Below are 15,888 nucleotides of genomic sequence, written 5' to 3'. Positions count from 1 at the left end.
TTGCGGAATGCGCTTTCCTTATACATGAGCAACGTGGCGTAGGACACACGCCCTGGATCCGGACCCGGACCCCCTGCACAGCAACCCATGAACTCAAAGGAGAGACAATGACTACCTTGACCCGCCGATCGGCACTGGCACTCTTTGCGGGAACTGCTGCCGTGGGGGCCCTTTCCGCCTGTGGTACCGGAGCCGGCTCGAAGAACGCTGACGGATCCGTTACCCTGCGTGTCTCCTGGTGGGGCAACGATGTGCGTAACAACCAGACCCAGCAGGTAATCGATGCCTTCCAGCAGGCCCATCCGAACATCAAGATCCAGGCAGAGCCCGGCGTGTGGTCGGGATACTGGGACAAGCTGGCTACCCAGACCGCCGCAAACGACGCACCCGATGTGATCCAGATGGATCTGGCCTACATCGCGGAGTACGGCGGACGGGGCGCGCTCCTCGACCTCTCCAAGCAAAGCCAGCTGGACCTGTCCGCCTTCGACCAGAACACGATCAAGGCAGGCCAGTACAACGGCAAGCTGAACGGCATCAGCACTGGCCAGAACGCCCTGGCGGTCTTCGCCAACGTCAACGTGTTCAAGAAGGCCGGCGTCGCCATCCCTGACGACTCGAAGTGGACGTGGGACGACTACCTAAGGACGGCCCAGGCCCTCGCCGCCGGCGCGGGCAACTATGGATCCTCGTACGGCCTGACGGACCAGAGCCTCAGCATCTGGCTGCGCCAGCGGGGAGAGCAGCTCTACACGCAGGATGGCCAGACCGGCTTTACCGTCGACGGCGTGGCCTCCTACATGGCCTTCCAGAAGAAACTGATGGACGCCAACGCGGCGCCCCCGGCCAGCGTGGCACAGGAGGACATCGGCGCCCCCGTCGAGCAGACTCTCGCCGCGACGAACAAGACCGGCCTGTCGTTCTGGTGGACCAACCAGCTCGCGCCCCTGACCAAGGCCAGCGGGAGCGACATCAAGCTGCTGCGCGTTCCGAGCCAGGACGGCAACCCCAAGGACGATGGGCTCTTCTACAAGCCGTCGATGTACTGGTCCGCGTCATCCCGCTCCAAGCATGCGGCCGAAGCGGCTACGTTCATTGACTACCTCGTCAACAACACCGACGTTGCCAAGATCATCACCACGGAGCGCGGCTTCTCGACGTCCCAGAAGATCCAGGACGCCATCAAGCCCCTGCTCACCCCGACCGACAAGAGCGCCCTCGATTTCCTCTCCGAGATCAAGCCCGAACTCGGAGAGCCGCCCGCCGTCCCGCCCACAGGGTCGAGCAAGGCCGCCGACTCCCTCGGCCGCCACACCACCGATGTCCTCTTCGGGCGCGCGAGCGCGCAGGACGCAGCCGCAGCGTTCAAGAGCGACGCGGACAACATGATCAAGAGTGCCAAGAAATGAGCGCACTCGCTGAACTGGGCAGCCTCGGGAAGAAGTCCCGCGGCGGCCGCCCCAACGTCAAGCGGACCTATAAGGACAACCGCGCCGCCATGGTTTTCCTGGCCCCCTGGATAGTGGGCCTGGTAGCCATCACGGTTGGGCCGATGCTGATCTCCCTGTACCTGTCCTTCACGGACTACAACCTGATCCAGGATCCAAACTGGATCGGTACCGACAACTTCACCCGGATGATGCAGGACGACCGGTTCTGGAACTCCCTGCGGGTAACGCTCACATACGTGATCGTCGGCGTCCCGCTGCAACTGGGCCTGGCCCTGGCCGTGGCCATGGCCCTGGACAAAGGCCTCAAGGGCCTGCCGTTCTACCGTTCGGTGTTCTACCTTCCGTCCCTGCTGGGGTCCTCCGTGGCGGTGGCAATCCTCTGGAAGCAGATGTTCGGCACCTCGGGCCTGGTCAACCAACTCCTGGCCATGGTGGGAATCACCGGGCCGGGCTGGATCTCCGACCCCAGCACCGCGCTGGGCAGCATTATCCTGCTGCACGTATGGACCTTTGGCTCGCCGATGATCATCTTCCTGGCCGGGCTGCGTCAAATCCCCGGCATGTACTACGAAGCCGCCGCCGTGGACGGCGCAGGCCGGGCAACCCGGTTCCTGAAAATCACCCTGCCCTTGCTGAGCCCGATCATCTTCTTCAACCTGGTGCTGCAGATCATCGGAGCATTCCAGTCCTTCACACAGGCCTTCATCGTCTCCGGCGGCACCGGCGGCCCGTCCGATTCGACCATGTTCTTCACGCTCTACCTCTACCAGCGCGGCTTCGGCCAGTTCGACATGGGCTACGCATCGGCGATGGCCTGGGTCCTGCTCGTCATCGTCGGCGTCTTCACCGCCATCAACTTCTACGCATCGAAATTCTGGGTGTTCTATGACGACTGAATCAGCCCCGCGCATCACCACCGACGCCACACCACCTGTCCCCGGCCCCGTCCGGGAACGCCGCCCGGCAAGCACCACCATCACCCGGAGAGCCGGCTATGCCCCGAGTCCGAGGCAACGCGCGAAGAGCGTACTGAAACACGCGGTCCTGATCGCAGCCGCGATCATCATGATCTACCCCTTGCTGTGGATGATCGCCTCGTCCTTCCGGCCCAGTGCGGACGTCTTCCGTGCCCCGGGACTTTGGCTCACCGAGGTCCACACGGAGAACTACGCCACCGGATGGAACGCCCTGACCTCACCGTTCGGCACCTACCTGCTGAACTCGGCCCTCGTCGTCCTGGGCGCGGTCATCGGAAACCTCGTCTCCTGCTCGCTGGCCGCCTACGCCTTCGCCAGGCTGGACTTCCGCGGCAAAAAGTGGATGTTCGGCGCCATGCTCGTCACCATCATGCTCCCCATCCACGTGGTCATCGTGCCCCAGTACATCCTGTTCTCCCAGATCGGTTGGGTGAACACCTTCGCGCCCCTCATCGTGCCGAAATTCCTGGCCACCGACGCGTTCTTTATCTTCCTCATGGTCCAGTTCATCCGTGGCATCCCCCGGGAGCTGGATGAAGCAGCCAGGATCGACGGCGCCGGCCACCCACGCATCTTCCTGCAGGTCATCCTCCCCCTGATGACACCGGCCCTGGCCACCACCACCATCTTCACGTTCATCTGGACCTGGAGCGACTTCTTCGGCCAGCTCATCTACCTCACCTCCCCCGACGTCTTTACCGTCCCCGTGGCGCTCCGGAGCTTCGTCGACGCCCAATCCAGCACCGACTGGGGCGCGATGTTCGCCATGTCGGTCGTCTCGCTCCTTCCCGTCTTCATCGCCTTCCTCGTCGGCCAAAAATTCCTGGTCAAAGGCATCGCGACAACGGGCATCAAGTAGGCACAGGGACCGCCCTGCGGGGCAGATCGGAGAACCATGGAAACGGCGATGGACGCCGCCGGCAGCGCGACCGGAACAGCCACCGCGGCAGCCGCAAAGGTTGCCCTGGTGGGAGTGCATGGCTTTGGCACCCACCACCTGCGGAACCTTGAACGCCTCCAGTCACAGGGACGCGTTGAACTGGTTGCCGTGGCGGATCCGCAGCCCCCGGCACCCGGCACCGTCCCGCCGTCGGCCGCTGTTTATCCGGGGCTCGATGACCTCCTTGGGGCCACCCGGGACCTGGACGCCATTATCGTGGCCACGCCCATCCAGACCCACGCCCCACTGGCGCTGGCCGCCCTGGCCACGGATGCGGAACTGTACCTTGAGAAGCCGCCCGTCGCCTCGCTGGCGGACTTTGCCCGGCTGCGCGCGGCCGCCTCGGCATCAGGGCACGGAGTGCAGGTCGGCTTCCAAAGCCTCGGCTCGCACGCCCTGAAGGCCATTGAAGGCCTGCTCGCCGACGGAACCATTGGCACGCTGGAAGGCATCTCCGCCACGGGCCGCTGGGTCCGGGACAGGGCCTACTTCAAACGATCCCGCTGGGCGGGAAAGAGGAGCATCAATGGAGTGGACGTGGTGGACGGCGTGGTCACGAATCCCCTGGCCCATGCCGTGGCAACCGCACTCCGGATTGCCGGGGCACGCACCACCGCGGAGCTGGCTTCCGTGGAAACCGAGCTGTACCGCGCGAACGACATTGAATCCGATGACACCTCGGTGGTCCGGATCCGCACGGCCGCCGGGCTGCCCATCACCTGCGCCCTGACGATCTGCGCGTCGGACCCGGCGGAGCCGTACGTCACCCTCCAGGGCTCGGCCGGCACTGCGGTGTTCCACTACACGGAAGACAGGCTGACCGTTGAGACAACCTCCGGGCGCACCGAGGAAACCTTCGGCCGTGACGACCTGACGGAGAACCTCCTGGCCCACCGCGCCACCGGCGTTCCGCTCATCAGCAGCCTGGTGGACAGCGGCGCCTTCATGCTGGTTCTGGAAGCCGTCCGCACGGCACCGGCACCAGCCCGGATTGAACCCGCCCATATCCGATGGGAAGGCGACGGCGACGCCGCCCACCCCATAGTGGCCGGCATTGAGGACGCCCTGGAACGCGCGGGCCGCCGGCATGCCACGTTCAGCGAACTGGGACTGCCTTGGGCCGTCTCCACCTCAACTGCCTTCGAGCTGCCGCCCTCATGAGCCTCGATGACACGGAACGCCGGGACCCAGGGCTTCGAGAAACGGGGCTGCAGGAGACAGCCGCCCCGGACACCGCAGCCCTGGCCGGCGGCGCCGGCGGGCTTTACGCCGTCAACCTCCTGACCGACGGCGTCGCTTCCTGCCTGACGGCTGCTCCCTCGCCTGCCTTCAGCTGGGAACTGAACCTGGACGACGGCGGCGATCCCGCCCTTGCCCGGCAGACCGGTTACGAGCTGGAGGTCCGGGACGCCGGGGGTTCCGTTCTGTGGACTTCCGGGCCGGTGGCCGGGAACACCCAGCGCGGTGTCTCCCGCGGCGGCCCGGCGCTCGACGACGACGCGGACTACGCGTGGCGTGTCCGCGTCCGTGACGCAGCCGGTGTCTTTGGTGGCTGGTCAGCCCTGCAGCAGTTCAGCACCGGACTCGGGCACAGCTCCTGGGAGGCAGACTGGATCGGCCGTCCGCCGGGCGGACGCGCTCCCCTCGGGATCCTCAACAACGCTCTCCGCGTGGCGGCGTCGCCCTTCCTGCCCCTTCCCTGCCCCGCACTCCACAGGTACCGCATGGAGGCCCGGGTTCGTCCCGTGATGGGCCGCGCCGGCCTGCTCCTGCGCAGCAGCGGCGCCGGAACCGGCCTGCTGCTGGAACTGGGCGCCGATGGAGATGTGGTGCTCCGCCGCGCACCGAAATGGGAGATCCCCTCCCCCACAGTGCCGGACACCGAAGTCCTGGCGTCGGCCCAGGCGGGGGAACAACCGTCCGGGACCTGGCGCGACATCACCGTCACAGATGACGGCCGGACCATCCGCGTCCACGTGGACGGAGCGGACCTGCTCGCCGTTGAAGCGCCCGGCGGCACGGCAGAAGGCAGGCCCGCGCTGCACCAGGGCCCGCGCAGCCAGGCTGAATACGCCTGGCTGCGCATCACCGACGCTGCCGCCGGCAGGGCGGGGACCGTGCTGCTGGACCACCGCTTCGATGCGCACGGGGAAGCGGCGGCCTGCCTGACGCAGTGGTCCCCGACGACCGAACACCGCCAACCCGACGAGTGGACCCTGTTCCGGACCACCCTCCAGCTCACCGGGACGGTCCGGCGGGCCCGCCTCTACGCGGCCGCCCACCACCACGCCCAGCTTTCGGTGGCTGGAAGGCACTGTCTCAGCACCACCTCCTTCGGCTATCCGGGCGAGGGGTATTACGACGCCGCGGATATCACCGATGCGCTCCGCGGGCACCCTGCGGACACGCCCGTGCCGGTCACCGCGCTGTTGCACTGGTACGGTCCCGGCCAGGGCCGCGCGGCCGGCGTCCCAGGCCTCCTGGTCCGGCTCACGGTGGATTACGACGACGGCCGACGCGACGTCCTCACGTCCGGGCCGGGTTGGTCCGCTGTGGAAGCGCCCTACCGGCAGTCGGGCTACCGGAACGATGAGGGTGACCCGGTGGAGCACCTGGACGGCGCTGCCGCCGCATCCCTCGCAGCCGCCCGGGACCTTCCGGCCGCGGTCAGCTCCGGCGCCCATCCGTCGTCGGACTTTCCCGGACTGCACCCCCGCAGGACCTTCCTGGCCGGGGAATTCGTGCCCCCGGCGCAGTTCCTCACCGCCGGTGACGGCACCCTTGTGGCCGACTTTGGCCAGGTCCTTCCGGCGCGGCCGGAAGTGGATTTCCTGGACGGCATGCCAGGGCGGACCGTGATGATGCGGGCCGGGTACGTGCTCAGCCCCGATGGCAGGGTGGACGCCGGAAAGACCGCCAGCCAGAACACGGACATGTCCTTCCCCTACACCCAGGCGTCCGGGCCCCAGCAGTACCGGGCCTCAGTGCACCTGGGCTTCCGCTACCTGGAGCTGCCCGGAGTCGAAGCGGCAGAGGTGTCCCGCGTTGGCGCCCGCACTGTCCATGCCGGACACCCCGCCGAGGGGAGTTTCAGCAGTTCGGACCCCGTCCTGGACGCGGTGTTCCGGCTGCTCCGCGATTCTGCGCTCTACGGCGTGCAGGAGCAGTTTGTGGACACGCCCACCCGGGAAAAGGGCCAGTTCCTGGCCGACGCCGCGAACATTTCCTACGCCACCATGGCGCTTTTCGGTGAGCATGCCTATACGGCACAGGCGCTCCGGGAGTTCGCCTGGTCCGCCCGCCGCTACTGGACGTCCGCCGAAGAGAAGGGGCGCTACAACGCCGTCTATCCCAACGGGGACGGTAAGCGGGACATCCCCGATTTTTCCCTCATGCTGCCCGAGTGGGCGGAGGAATACCACCTGCGCACGGGCGACCTTGGCTTGGTGCAGGACCTGCTCCCCCACCTTCGCGACACTGCGGACTATGCCCTGCGGCACATTCCGGCGGAAGGCCCGACGGCGGGACTGGTCACCACACTGGGCGGCGGCTCGGGGCCCTACCTGCACGGGATCGTTGACTGGCCCGCGCCCGGCCGGTTCAGCTACGACATGGGCTGCGCAGCGAAAACCACCGTCAACGCCCAGGCTTACTCGGCCCTTGTGTCCACGGCCCGGCTCTGCAGCGCGGCAGGGGACGGGGAAGGGGCGGTCCACTATTCCGCGGCGGCCCGCACCCTGGCGGAGGCGGTCCGCGCACGGCTGCGGGTGGGCGGGGTCATGGTGGACGGGCTCCACGCCGACGGGACGCCCAGCTCCCACGCTTCCCAGCATGCCACCTCCTTCCCGCTGTCCCTGGGCATCACCGGCCCGGAGTACGCTGCGGCGGATGCGGCCCGGATGGCCGCAATGGGCATGCGGCAGGGACCAATGACCGTGCACCGGCTGGTCCGCGCGCTGTTGCACCAGGGGATGACGGACGCGGTCCTGGACCTCCTCACCAACAAGGAGCAGCCCGGATGGGCGCGGCTCCTGGACCGCGGCGCCACGTTCACGTGGGAGGCCTGGGACCTGGAGGAGGGAACGGACTACAGCCAGTCCCATGCGTGGTCCGCGTCCGTCATCAAAGAGATCCTGGAGCACCTCCTGGGCGTCCGGTACACCGCGCCGGGCGGCAACGAGGTCTTGGTCGAACCGCCGCTGTGCCGGCTGGAGCACGCGGGCGGCAGTGTCCCCGTGGGCAACGGGTACGTGCAGGCCCGCTGGCGGCGGCGTGGCCAACGGGTGGAGCTGGAGTGCACCATTCCTCCGGGAGTCACGGCCACGGTCCGGCTGCCCCCGGGCAGTTACGTGGTGAGGACCCCGGGCACAGATGCCGCCGTAGCCACTTCCCCTCCCGCTGGTGACAATGGGAAGCACCGGGGGCCCCGCGACTTCCGGGTGCACACCGGAACGTGGACCTTCACACCCGCGTAGAAGGACCTGCTGCCGCAAGTGAAGGCACGGCCGGAAACAGACAGAGACCAGAGGAGCCCGGAGATGCAGGAAACCAACCGCCCGCCGAGTGTTTGGAGCAAGGTGGAGGGCATCGCCTTTGGTGGCGATTACAACCCCGAGCAGTGGCCGGTCAATGTCCGGCTGGAGGACCTGGATCTCATGCAGGAAGCCGGGGTGAACTTCCTCAGCGTGGGTATCTTCTCCTGGGCCCTCCTGGAACCGGCTGAAGGGCACTACGACTTCGGCTGGCTGGACGAGGTCATGGACAACCTCGCCGGGATCGGGGTGAAGGTGGCCCTGGCCACCGCCACGGCCGCTCCCCCGGCATGGCTGGTCCGCAAGCATCCGGAGATCCTGCCGGTCACGGCCGACGGGACGGTGCTGGGACCGGGCTCGCGGCGGCACTATACGCCGTCGTCGGCCATCTACCGCCGCTACGCCGCCGGCATCACCCGCATGCTCGCCGAACGGTACAAGGGCCACCGGGCCCTGGCACTGTGGCACGTGGACAACGAGCTGGGCTGCCACGTCTCGGAGTTCTACGGGGAGGAGGACGCCGCCGCCTTCCGGGTGTGGCTGCAGCGCCGGTACGGGAGCATTGAGGCGCTCAACGCCTCCTGGGGCACGGCGTTCTGGTCGCAGAATTACAGCTCCTTCGACGAAATCCTGCCACCCGCGGCCGCGCCCTCCACGCTGAACCCTGGCCAGCAGCTGGACTTCCAGCGGTTCAATTCCTGGGCGCTGATGGATTACTACCGGGAGCTCGTGGCCGTCCTGCGCGAGGTGACGCCGGACATTCCCTGCACCACCAACCTGATGGCCTCCAGCGCCACCAAATCCATGGACTACTTCGACTGGAGCAAAGACCTGGACGTCATCGCCAATGACCACTACCTGGTGGCGGCGGACCCGGAACGGCACATCGAACTCGCGTTCAGCGCGGACCTCACCCGCGGCATTGCGGGCGGTGACCCATGGATCCTGATGGAACATTCGACGTCGGCCGTGAACTGGCAGCCCCGCAACCAGCCCAAGATGCCCGGGGAGATGCTGCGGAACTCGCTGGCGCACGTGGCCCGCGGGGCGGACGCCGTGATGTTTTTCCAGTGGCGCCAGAGCTTCGCCGGTTCGGAAAAGTTCCACTCCGCAATGGTCCCCCACGGCGGACGGGACACCCGCGTGTGGCGGGAGGTGGTGGACCTCGGCGCCGCGCTGAAACGGCTGGAGCCCGTGCGGGGATCCCGGGTACGGTCCCGTGCAGCCATTGTCTTTGACTACGAGGCCTGGTGGGCCAGCGAAATCGATTCCAAGCCCAGCATCGACGTCAAGTACCTGGACGTGCTGCGGGCCTTCCACCGCGCGTTGTTCCTCCGAGGGATTTCGGTGGACATGGTGCATCCGTCCGGCCCGTTGGAGGGGTATGACCTTGTGCTGGTGTGCACCCTGTACGCCGTATCGGATGAGAATGCGGCCACCATTGCCGCCGCTGCCCATGCCGGCGCCACGGTGCTGGTGAGTTACTTCAGCGGGATCGTGGACCTGCAGGACCACGTGCGGCTGGGCGGCTACCCCGGGGCGTTCCGTGAGCTCCTGGGTATCCGGGTGGAGGAGTTCCACCCCCTGCTCAGCGGGTCCCGGCTCAAGCTCAGCGACGGCACCGAGGCGTCGGTTTGGAGCGAGCACGTCCACCTCAAACGCGCCGAAGCGGTGCAGACCTTCACCGAATACCCCCTGGTGGGGGTCCCATCCCTGACCCGCCGGGCTGTGGGTTCGGGCACGGCCTGGTACCTCGCCACGTTCCCACACCCCGAGGGGATTGATGCCCTCCTGGACAAGTTGCTTGCCGAGTCCGGAGTTTCCCCCGCTGCGGCCGCCGGTCCCGGCGTGGAATTGGTCCGCCGGCATTCGCCCAACGGTCAAAACTTCCTGTTCGCCATCAACCACACACGCGCTGACGCCCCGGTATCCGCCACGGGTACCGACCTGCTGACCGGTGCGCCGTTCCCCGGGTCCGTCCCTGCAGGCGGCGTTGCGGTGGTGGCGGAAACTCACGAAGGAGCGCGGTGAGGGTCAGGGGAAGCGCCTCGTTGACGCCTGCGGGGAGCTTTGTTAATCTGTGAGAAACCGTTTTCTGGAGACCGGCAGGCCTCGTGAAGGGAGGCCGTCGATGGTCCCGGCAGCACGGCCCAGCGCCATCGGAGGCTACGAAGACTGGCCCGCCTACGTCCGGGAACATCCGCGCCAACGCGCCGCCACGCACCCGGCCCAGGAGCTTTCCGATGCCCTCGGCGTTCCCGGCGCCTCCGCGCCTCCCCACGTCACGGTGCAGTGGGAGGAAACGTACGACGGCGCCACCACCTCACAGCTCAGCTGGCAGTTGGGCTTCGGCCCACGGACTACGGGCTGGCTGGTACGGCCGGCCGGAAGTTCCGGGCCCCTGCCCGGGGTGTTGGCGTTGCACTGCCACGGCGGCAACAAGTTCGGCGGAGCAGACCGCCTGGTGGCGCTGCCGGACAACCACCCGTCCGCGGCGGCCGCGCGCGCCGCCCTCTACGATGGACACGCCCTGGCCACGGACATCGCACGCCGCGGCTTTGCCGTCCTGGCCCATGACACCTTCGCCTGGGGAAGCCGGAAATTCGACCTCTCAACTCCCCCGTGGCGCACCGCTTCCGCTGCAGAGGCGAGGCAGGCGCAGTGGCGGGAGGACGGCGTCGTACCTTCCGAAGCCGAGCAATACAACGCCTCGGCGGGCTTCCACGAAGATACCGTCGCCAAGGCGGCCGGCCTGCTGGGCACCAGCCTGGCAGGGATGGTGGCCCACGACGACCTGGCCGCCCTGGACATCCTGGCCGCCCTCCCCGGGGTGGACCAGGAGAACCTGGGCTGCATCGGCTTCTCCGGCGGCGGCGGCCGTTCCCTGGCCCTGGCCGCCCTGAGCCCCCGCATCCGGGCCTCAGTGGTGACCTGCATGATGACCACCTTCGACTCCCTCTTCCCCGCCTACCTTGACGCCCACTCCTGGCTGCTGCAGACGCCCGGGCTATGGAAACTGGGCGACTGGCCCGAGCTGACCCTGCGGGCGGAAGCCGCGCGGTTCCTGGTGCAGTATGCCCTGGCGGATGAACTGTTTCCGGAGGACGGGATGCGTGGCGCGCACCGGTTACTGGAGTCCCTGCACCGCGGCACGGACACGTACACCGGCAGCTTCTGGCCCGGCGGCCACGTCTTCACTGCGGCCATGCAGGACGAAGCCATCGAATTCCTCGCCAGGACACTGGCCTGATGACCACCCCTTCCAACAGCTCCCAAGGACCCATGTGACCACCCAGCACCTTCCGGAATCCCCGTACCAGCAGGCCGCTTCCAGAGCCATCCCGCGGATTGCCCTGGTGGGCGTGCACGGCTTTGGCGAGCGCCACCTCGCCAACCTGGCCCGGCTGGAAAAGGCAGGCGCCGTGGAACTGGTGGCAGTGGCCGATCCCAACCCGCCAAGCCCGGGCACCCTGGCCGGGTCGGTCGCTGTGTTCGCCGATCTGGACGGGCTGCTGGCCGCCAGGCCGGGTGCCGACGTCGTTATTCTTGCCACGCCCATCCAGACCCACGCCCCGCTGGCCATCGCCGCGCTGCAGGCCGGGATGGACGTCTACGTCGAGAAGCCGCCGGTTGCGTCCATGGCCCAGTTCGAGCAGGTCCTGGCCGTTGCCCGGGAGAACGGGCGCCTGGTGCAGGTTGGTTTCCAGAGCCTGGGCTCCCATGCCCTGCCCGCCATCAGGGAGATGGTGGCCGCCGGGGACATCGGCACCGTCCTGGGCATCAGTGCCACCGGCCAGTGGCTGCGCACCAAGGCCTACTTCAAGCGTTCACGCTGGGCGGGCAAGCGCAGGCTGGACGGCACCGACGTGGTAGACGGCGTGGCCACCAACGCGCTGGCGCACGCCGTGGCCACCGGCTTGTTCCTGGCAGGCGCACACACCCGCACCGACGTGGCCTCGGTGGAAACGGACCTGTACCGGGCGCACGACACCGAAAGCGACGACACCTCGGTCCTCCGGGTGCGCACGGCCAACGGAGGCACCCTGCTGTGCGCCCTCACGCTCTGCGCCCCCGAACAGCTTGACCCCACCGTCACCGTGCACGGAACCCTGGGCGACATCACCCTCTTTTACACACAGGACGAAGTGCTCATCACCACCCCCGACGGCGAGCGCCGGGAAGCCTACGGCCGGACCGACCTGCTGGAGAACCTGCTCGACGCCCGCGCCACCGGGGCTCCGCTGCTGTGCGCGCTGGAGGATACCGGCGCGTTCACCGGGGTCCTCGAAGCCATCCGCACCTCGCCCGCACCCGCCCGTATCAGCCCGGAGTTCGTCTCCTGGGAAGGCGGGGGCGATGCCGCCGCGCACCCCGTGGTCAGGGACATTACCAACCTGCTGGAACGGGCGGTCAAGGCGCAGGGAACCTTCGTCGAACTGGGCGTCCCCTGGGCCCGGCCCCTCCCCGCCGTCCGCACCCTCACCGTGGGTGGCCACCCCGTGGCGGACTACCAGGACGGCAGCCATGTCCGCGCTGTCTCCTCGCCGCGCCCCTACCTGCATCCCGTCCGGACCTTGAGCGGAGTGGCGGTAACGGACCACATGCCGCTGGACCACGTGTGGCACCTGGGCGCCGGAGTGGCGCTGCAGGACGTGGGCGGCGTCAACTTCTGGGGCGGCCGCACCTACACCCGCGAGGCCGGGGAATACGTCTGGCGCCCGGACCACGGCAGCATCACCGTCACGGCTTCACACCTGACCCGCGCCGGCAGCGGTCAGGAGGGCCGGCTTCAGGAGACGCTGGCCTGGAACGGCCCCGACGGCACCCCGATCCTCGTGGAGGACCGCACCTGGAAGTGGTCCGGCGTCGCGCCTTCCATCTGGCGGCTGTCCCTCGACTTCGCGCTGTCCCCCGTCGGCAGCAAGCCGGTCAGCCTGGGCAGCCCGGGGTCCAATGGCCGCTATGAGGGCGGTTACGGCGGTTTCTTCTGGCGCCTGCCCGAGTGCAGGGACGCCGCCGTCTGGACGGCCTCCGGTGCCGGCGAGGCGGAGATCCACGGCAGCGTCACGCCCTGGCTGGCTTGGTCCGGAACGTTCGACGGCGGCCCGGCCACGCTGGCGTTTGTCGCCCCGGAACGCTGCACCGACCCGTGGTTTGTCCGCGCTGAAGGCTACCCCGGGGTGGGCCAGTCGCTGGCGTGGGACAGCCCCGTCACCGCCGAACCGGGCAGCCCGGTCCGACGGCAGGTGACCGTTTTCGTGGCCGACGGAATCCTGGCCACCGCAGACATTGAACGTTTGATCAACCAGCAGGGGGACCCGTCATGACGCAGGCAACGAACACAGCAGTTCCGCAGCGCGGGGCACGGGTGGCGCCGGGGTCAGCGGCGGACCGTGCCATCAAGCGCCGGCGCATCCTGGACATCCTGGACGCCGAAGGGCACGACTCCCTGCTCCTTACCACCCCCACCGCCCTGGCCTGGTACCTGGACGGCAGCCGCGTCCACGTCAGCCTGGCCGGCGACCCCATCGCAGCCCTGCTGGTGGACCGCGGAGGTGACCACCTGGTGACGTTCAGCAACGAAGCAAGCCGCATCGCCGCGGAGGAACTGCCGTCCGGGGTCACCCTGCACACCGTGCCCTGGTACGGCAACCTGCACCAGGCCGCTGCCGCCGTCGGAAGCGCCTCCCGGCCGCCGCTGGCGGAAGCGGACGTCGCCGCGCAGCTGCGGCGCGCCCGCCGTCAGCTCCTCCCGGCCGAGAGCGCCCGCTACTCACGGCTCAGCGCCGAACTGGCCGGCATCATGACGGACGTCCTCTCAACCGCACGGCCGGAGACCACCGAATTCGGACTGGTCTCGGCGCTCGCCGCACGGGTGGTGGCCGCCGGCGCGGAACCGCTGGTCCTCCTGTGCAACGGCAGCTCCCGCAGCACCTTCCGGCACCCGCTGGCAACCCACGCAGCCCTGGGGCGGCGTGCCATGGCCGTGGTGTGCGCCCGCCGGGACGGGTTGATTGCGAACATCACCCGCTGGATCAGGTTCGACGCCGGCACCGCAGAAGAGCACGACGCCGAAGCCCGCATCGCAGCAGTGGAAGCGGACATTTTCGAAGCCACCGTTCCCGGCGCGCGCCTGGACCGGATTTTCGCCGAAATTCAGGCCGCCTACGTGCGGCACGGTTTCGGCGCGGACCAGTGGGAGCAGCACCATCAGGGCGGTCCGGCCGGATACGCCGGCCGGGACCCCCGTGTGACGGCGGATGCCACCGATACGGTGGTGCTGGACCAGGCCTTCACCTGGAACCCGTCCGGTCCCAACGTCAAGATCGAGGACACGGTCCAGCTCACGGAGTCCGGACTTCGCGTCCTCACCGTGGACCCGCGCTGGCCAGTGACCACCGTGAACGGCCTGGAGCGGCCGGCGACGCTGCAGCTGTAGGAAGCACAAAGTAATCCCCCGGAGCCGAAAGGCCCGGGGGATTACTTGTTGTGCTGTCGAAACCGCGCTCTACGGAAGCTGCAGTTCCCCGTCCACGCGGCGGGGGATGCCCAGCGGATTGTCCTCGCGCAGCGCCGGGTGCAGCACTGCTTCCGGGGCGTCCTGGTAGGCCACCGGGCGCTGGAACCTGCGGACCGCCGTCGCACCAACCGATGTGAACAGCGAGGTGGTGGCAGGGTACGGGCCGCCGTGCTGCTGGGCCCAGTTCACGGCGACGCCGGTTGGCCAGCCGTCGAACAGGACCCGGCCGGCCAGGCCGGAGAGCTGCTCCACCAAGGCGGCGATGTCCTCTCCGGGCCCGGCGTGGAGGGTGGCGGTCAGGCTGCCCGGCACCTTGGCCAGGACGGCGGACAGTTCGTCCTGGTCCGCGTACTCAATGAGGATGGTGGTGGGTCCGAAGCATTCCTCCAGCAGCTTGTCCGGCTGCTCCAACACCGTGGCGGCACTCGTGGAGAACACCACGGGAGCGGCGCCATGGGCCACGGCGTCCTGGTCCACGCTGCCGCTGGCCACGTGCACGCCGTCAACAGCAGCGAAGCTGCGCAGCCCGTCCGGGTAGGCCTCGGCGATGCGGGTGGTCAGCATGCGGGCCGCAGGCTTGTCCTGGCTGGCCTCAGCCACTTCCGCGGCGAACCGGGTCCCGGCGGGGATGAACACCAGGCCGGGCTTGGTGCAGAACTGGCCCGCCCCAAGGGTGAAGGACCCGGCAAGCCCGGCGGCGAGTTCCCCCGAGCGCGCCTGCAGCGCTGCGGCCGTGATGACCACGGGATTGAGGCTGCCCAGTTCCCCGTAGAACGGGATGGGATCGGGGCGGGAGGTGGCGAGGTCGAACAGGGCCCTTCCGCCCGGAATGGAGCCTGTGAAACCCACGGCCTTGATGGCCGGGTCCTGGACCAATGCAGTTCCCACTTCGCGGCCGCTGACCAGGGCGAACAGGCCCTCCGGCGCACCCGCGCCGCGGAGTGCTTCCGCCACGATCTCCGCCGTGCGCTCGGAAAGCCGCAGGTGGCCGGAGTGGGCCTTGACGATCACGGAGCAGCCGACGGCGAGGGCTGAGGCGGTGTCGCCCCCGCCCACGGAGAAGGCGAACGGGAAGTTCGAGGCCGAGAAGACGGCGACCGGACCGATGGGCTTGAGGATCCGGCGCAGGTCCGGTTTGGGCGGGGTGGCGGCCGGGTCGGCGTGGTCGATGATGGCTTCCAGGTAGGAACCCTCGGTGATCACGCGGGCGAAAAGGCGCAGCTGGCCGGTGGTGCGGGCTACCTCCCCCGTCAGGCGCGGTGCACCCAGGCTGGTTTCGGCGTCTGCGATCTCCACCAGTTCTGCTGTGTTGGCATCCAGGGCGTCAGCTACCGCGTTCAACCAGCCCGCGCGCTCGGCGTCGGAGGCAGCAGCGGAGATGCGGGCTGCTGCGGTGGCAGCGGAAGTGATCCCTGTCAGGGAAAGCGTTGCAGTTGTCACGTCAGGTACCTGTTCGTCGTCGTACGGA

The 15,888-nt window shown here is 68.4% G+C and carries 9 protein-coding genes and 1 pseudogene; 9 read left to right on the top strand and 1 reads right to left on the bottom strand.

Annotation, left to right across the window (positions count from 1 at the left end):
• The first annotated feature begins 107 nt into the window (after positions 1-107).
• The 9 genes from J2X98_RS11980 to J2X98_RS11940 all read left to right on the top strand — a co-directional run bounded on the left by J2X98_RS11980 (position 108) and on the right by J2X98_RS11940 (position 14,339).
• Positions 108-1,409: an ABC transporter substrate-binding protein gene (locus tag J2X98_RS11980; RefSeq protein WP_307308318.1), complete on the top strand. Its 1,302-nt coding sequence runs from the start codon at positions 108-110 to the stop codon at positions 1,407-1,409.
• Positions 1,406-2,347 carry a carbohydrate ABC transporter permease gene (locus J2X98_RS11975; RefSeq protein ID WP_307308316.1) on the top strand — a complete coding sequence of 314 codons (942 nt, stop codon included), beginning with the start codon at positions 1,406-1,408 and terminating at the stop codon, positions 2,345-2,347. The genes J2X98_RS11980 and J2X98_RS11975 overlap by 4 nt, the downstream gene beginning before the upstream one ends.
• Positions 2,337-3,287: a carbohydrate ABC transporter permease gene (locus tag J2X98_RS11970; RefSeq protein WP_307308313.1), complete on the top strand. Its 951-nt coding sequence runs from the start codon at positions 2,337-2,339 to the stop codon at positions 3,285-3,287. Before J2X98_RS11975 ends, J2X98_RS11970 begins: the two co-directional genes overlap by 11 nt.
• A gap of 36 nt (positions 3,288-3,323) precedes the next feature.
• Entirely contained in the window at positions 3,324-4,529 is a 1,206-nt protein-coding gene (locus J2X98_RS11965; protein WP_307308309.1) for a Gfo/Idh/MocA family protein, read from the top strand.
• Entirely contained in the window at positions 4,526-7,843 is a 3,318-nt protein-coding gene (locus J2X98_RS11960; RefSeq protein WP_307308306.1) for a family 78 glycoside hydrolase catalytic domain, read from the top strand. Before J2X98_RS11965 ends, J2X98_RS11960 begins: the two co-directional genes overlap by 4 nt.
• A gap of 63 nt (positions 7,844-7,906) precedes the next feature.
• Positions 7,907-9,931: a beta-galactosidase gene (locus J2X98_RS11955; protein ID WP_307308303.1), complete on the top strand. Its 2,025-nt coding sequence runs from the start codon at positions 7,907-7,909 to the stop codon at positions 9,929-9,931.
• Between the two features lie 100 nt (positions 9,932-10,031).
• Positions 10,032-11,150 (top strand): acetylxylan esterase, encoded by a 1,119-nt coding sequence (locus J2X98_RS11950; RefSeq protein WP_307308300.1) that lies wholly within the window; start codon positions 10,032-10,034, stop codon positions 11,148-11,150.
• Positions 11,151-11,184: 34 nt separating this feature from the next.
• A complete protein-coding gene (locus J2X98_RS11945; protein ID WP_307308297.1) occupies positions 11,185-13,227 on the top strand; it encodes a DUF6807 family protein in 2,043 nt (680 codons plus the stop codon).
• The gene (locus J2X98_RS11940; RefSeq protein WP_307308294.1) at positions 13,224-14,339 is read left to right on the top strand and encodes a M24 family metallopeptidase; all 1,116 of its coding nucleotides are present in this window, start codon (positions 13,224-13,226) and stop codon (positions 14,337-14,339) included. Before J2X98_RS11945 ends, J2X98_RS11940 begins: the two co-directional genes overlap by 4 nt.
• A gap of 69 nt (positions 14,340-14,408) precedes the next feature.
• On the opposite strand, the pseudogene J2X98_RS11935 reads toward J2X98_RS11940, so the two are convergent.
• Positions 14,409-15,866 (bottom strand): annotated as a pseudogene (locus J2X98_RS11935) (aldehyde dehydrogenase (NADP(+))); the annotation flags it as partial.
• Between the last annotated feature and the right edge of the window lie 22 nt (positions 15,867-15,888).

The sequence above is a fragment of the Pseudarthrobacter enclensis genome (genome assembly GCF_030811655.1).
In the GTDB taxonomy this organism is placed as follows: Bacteria; Actinomycetota; Actinomycetes; order Actinomycetales; family Micrococcaceae; genus Arthrobacter; species Arthrobacter enclensis_A.
This window is presented reverse-complemented; position numbering and strand designations above follow the sequence as displayed.

Bases quoted from the DNA above. Each gene is read 5' to 3' on its own strand.
- J2X98_RS11955 (WP_307308303.1), top strand. From the start codon at position 7,907: ATGCAGGAAACCAACCGCCCGCCGAGTGTTTGGAGCAAGGTGGAGGGC.
- J2X98_RS11950 (WP_307308300.1), top strand. From the start codon at position 10,032: ATGGTCCCGGCAGCACGGCCCAGCGCCATCGGAGGCTACGAAGACTGG.
- J2X98_RS11980 (WP_307308318.1), top strand. From the start codon at position 108: ATGACTACCTTGACCCGCCGATCGGCACTGGCACTCTTTGCGGGAACT.
- J2X98_RS11960 (WP_307308306.1), top strand. From the start codon at position 4,526: ATGAGCCTCGATGACACGGAACGCCGGGACCCAGGGCTTCGAGAAACG.
- J2X98_RS11965 (WP_307308309.1), top strand. From the start codon at position 3,324: ATGGAAACGGCGATGGACGCCGCCGGCAGCGCGACCGGAACAGCCACC.
- J2X98_RS11940 (WP_307308294.1), top strand. From the start codon at position 13,224: ATGACGCAGGCAACGAACACAGCAGTTCCGCAGCGCGGGGCACGGGTG.
- J2X98_RS11970 (WP_307308313.1), top strand. From the start codon at position 2,337: ATGACGACTGAATCAGCCCCGCGCATCACCACCGACGCCACACCACCT.
- J2X98_RS11975 (WP_307308316.1), top strand. From the start codon at position 1,406: ATGAGCGCACTCGCTGAACTGGGCAGCCTCGGGAAGAAGTCCCGCGGC.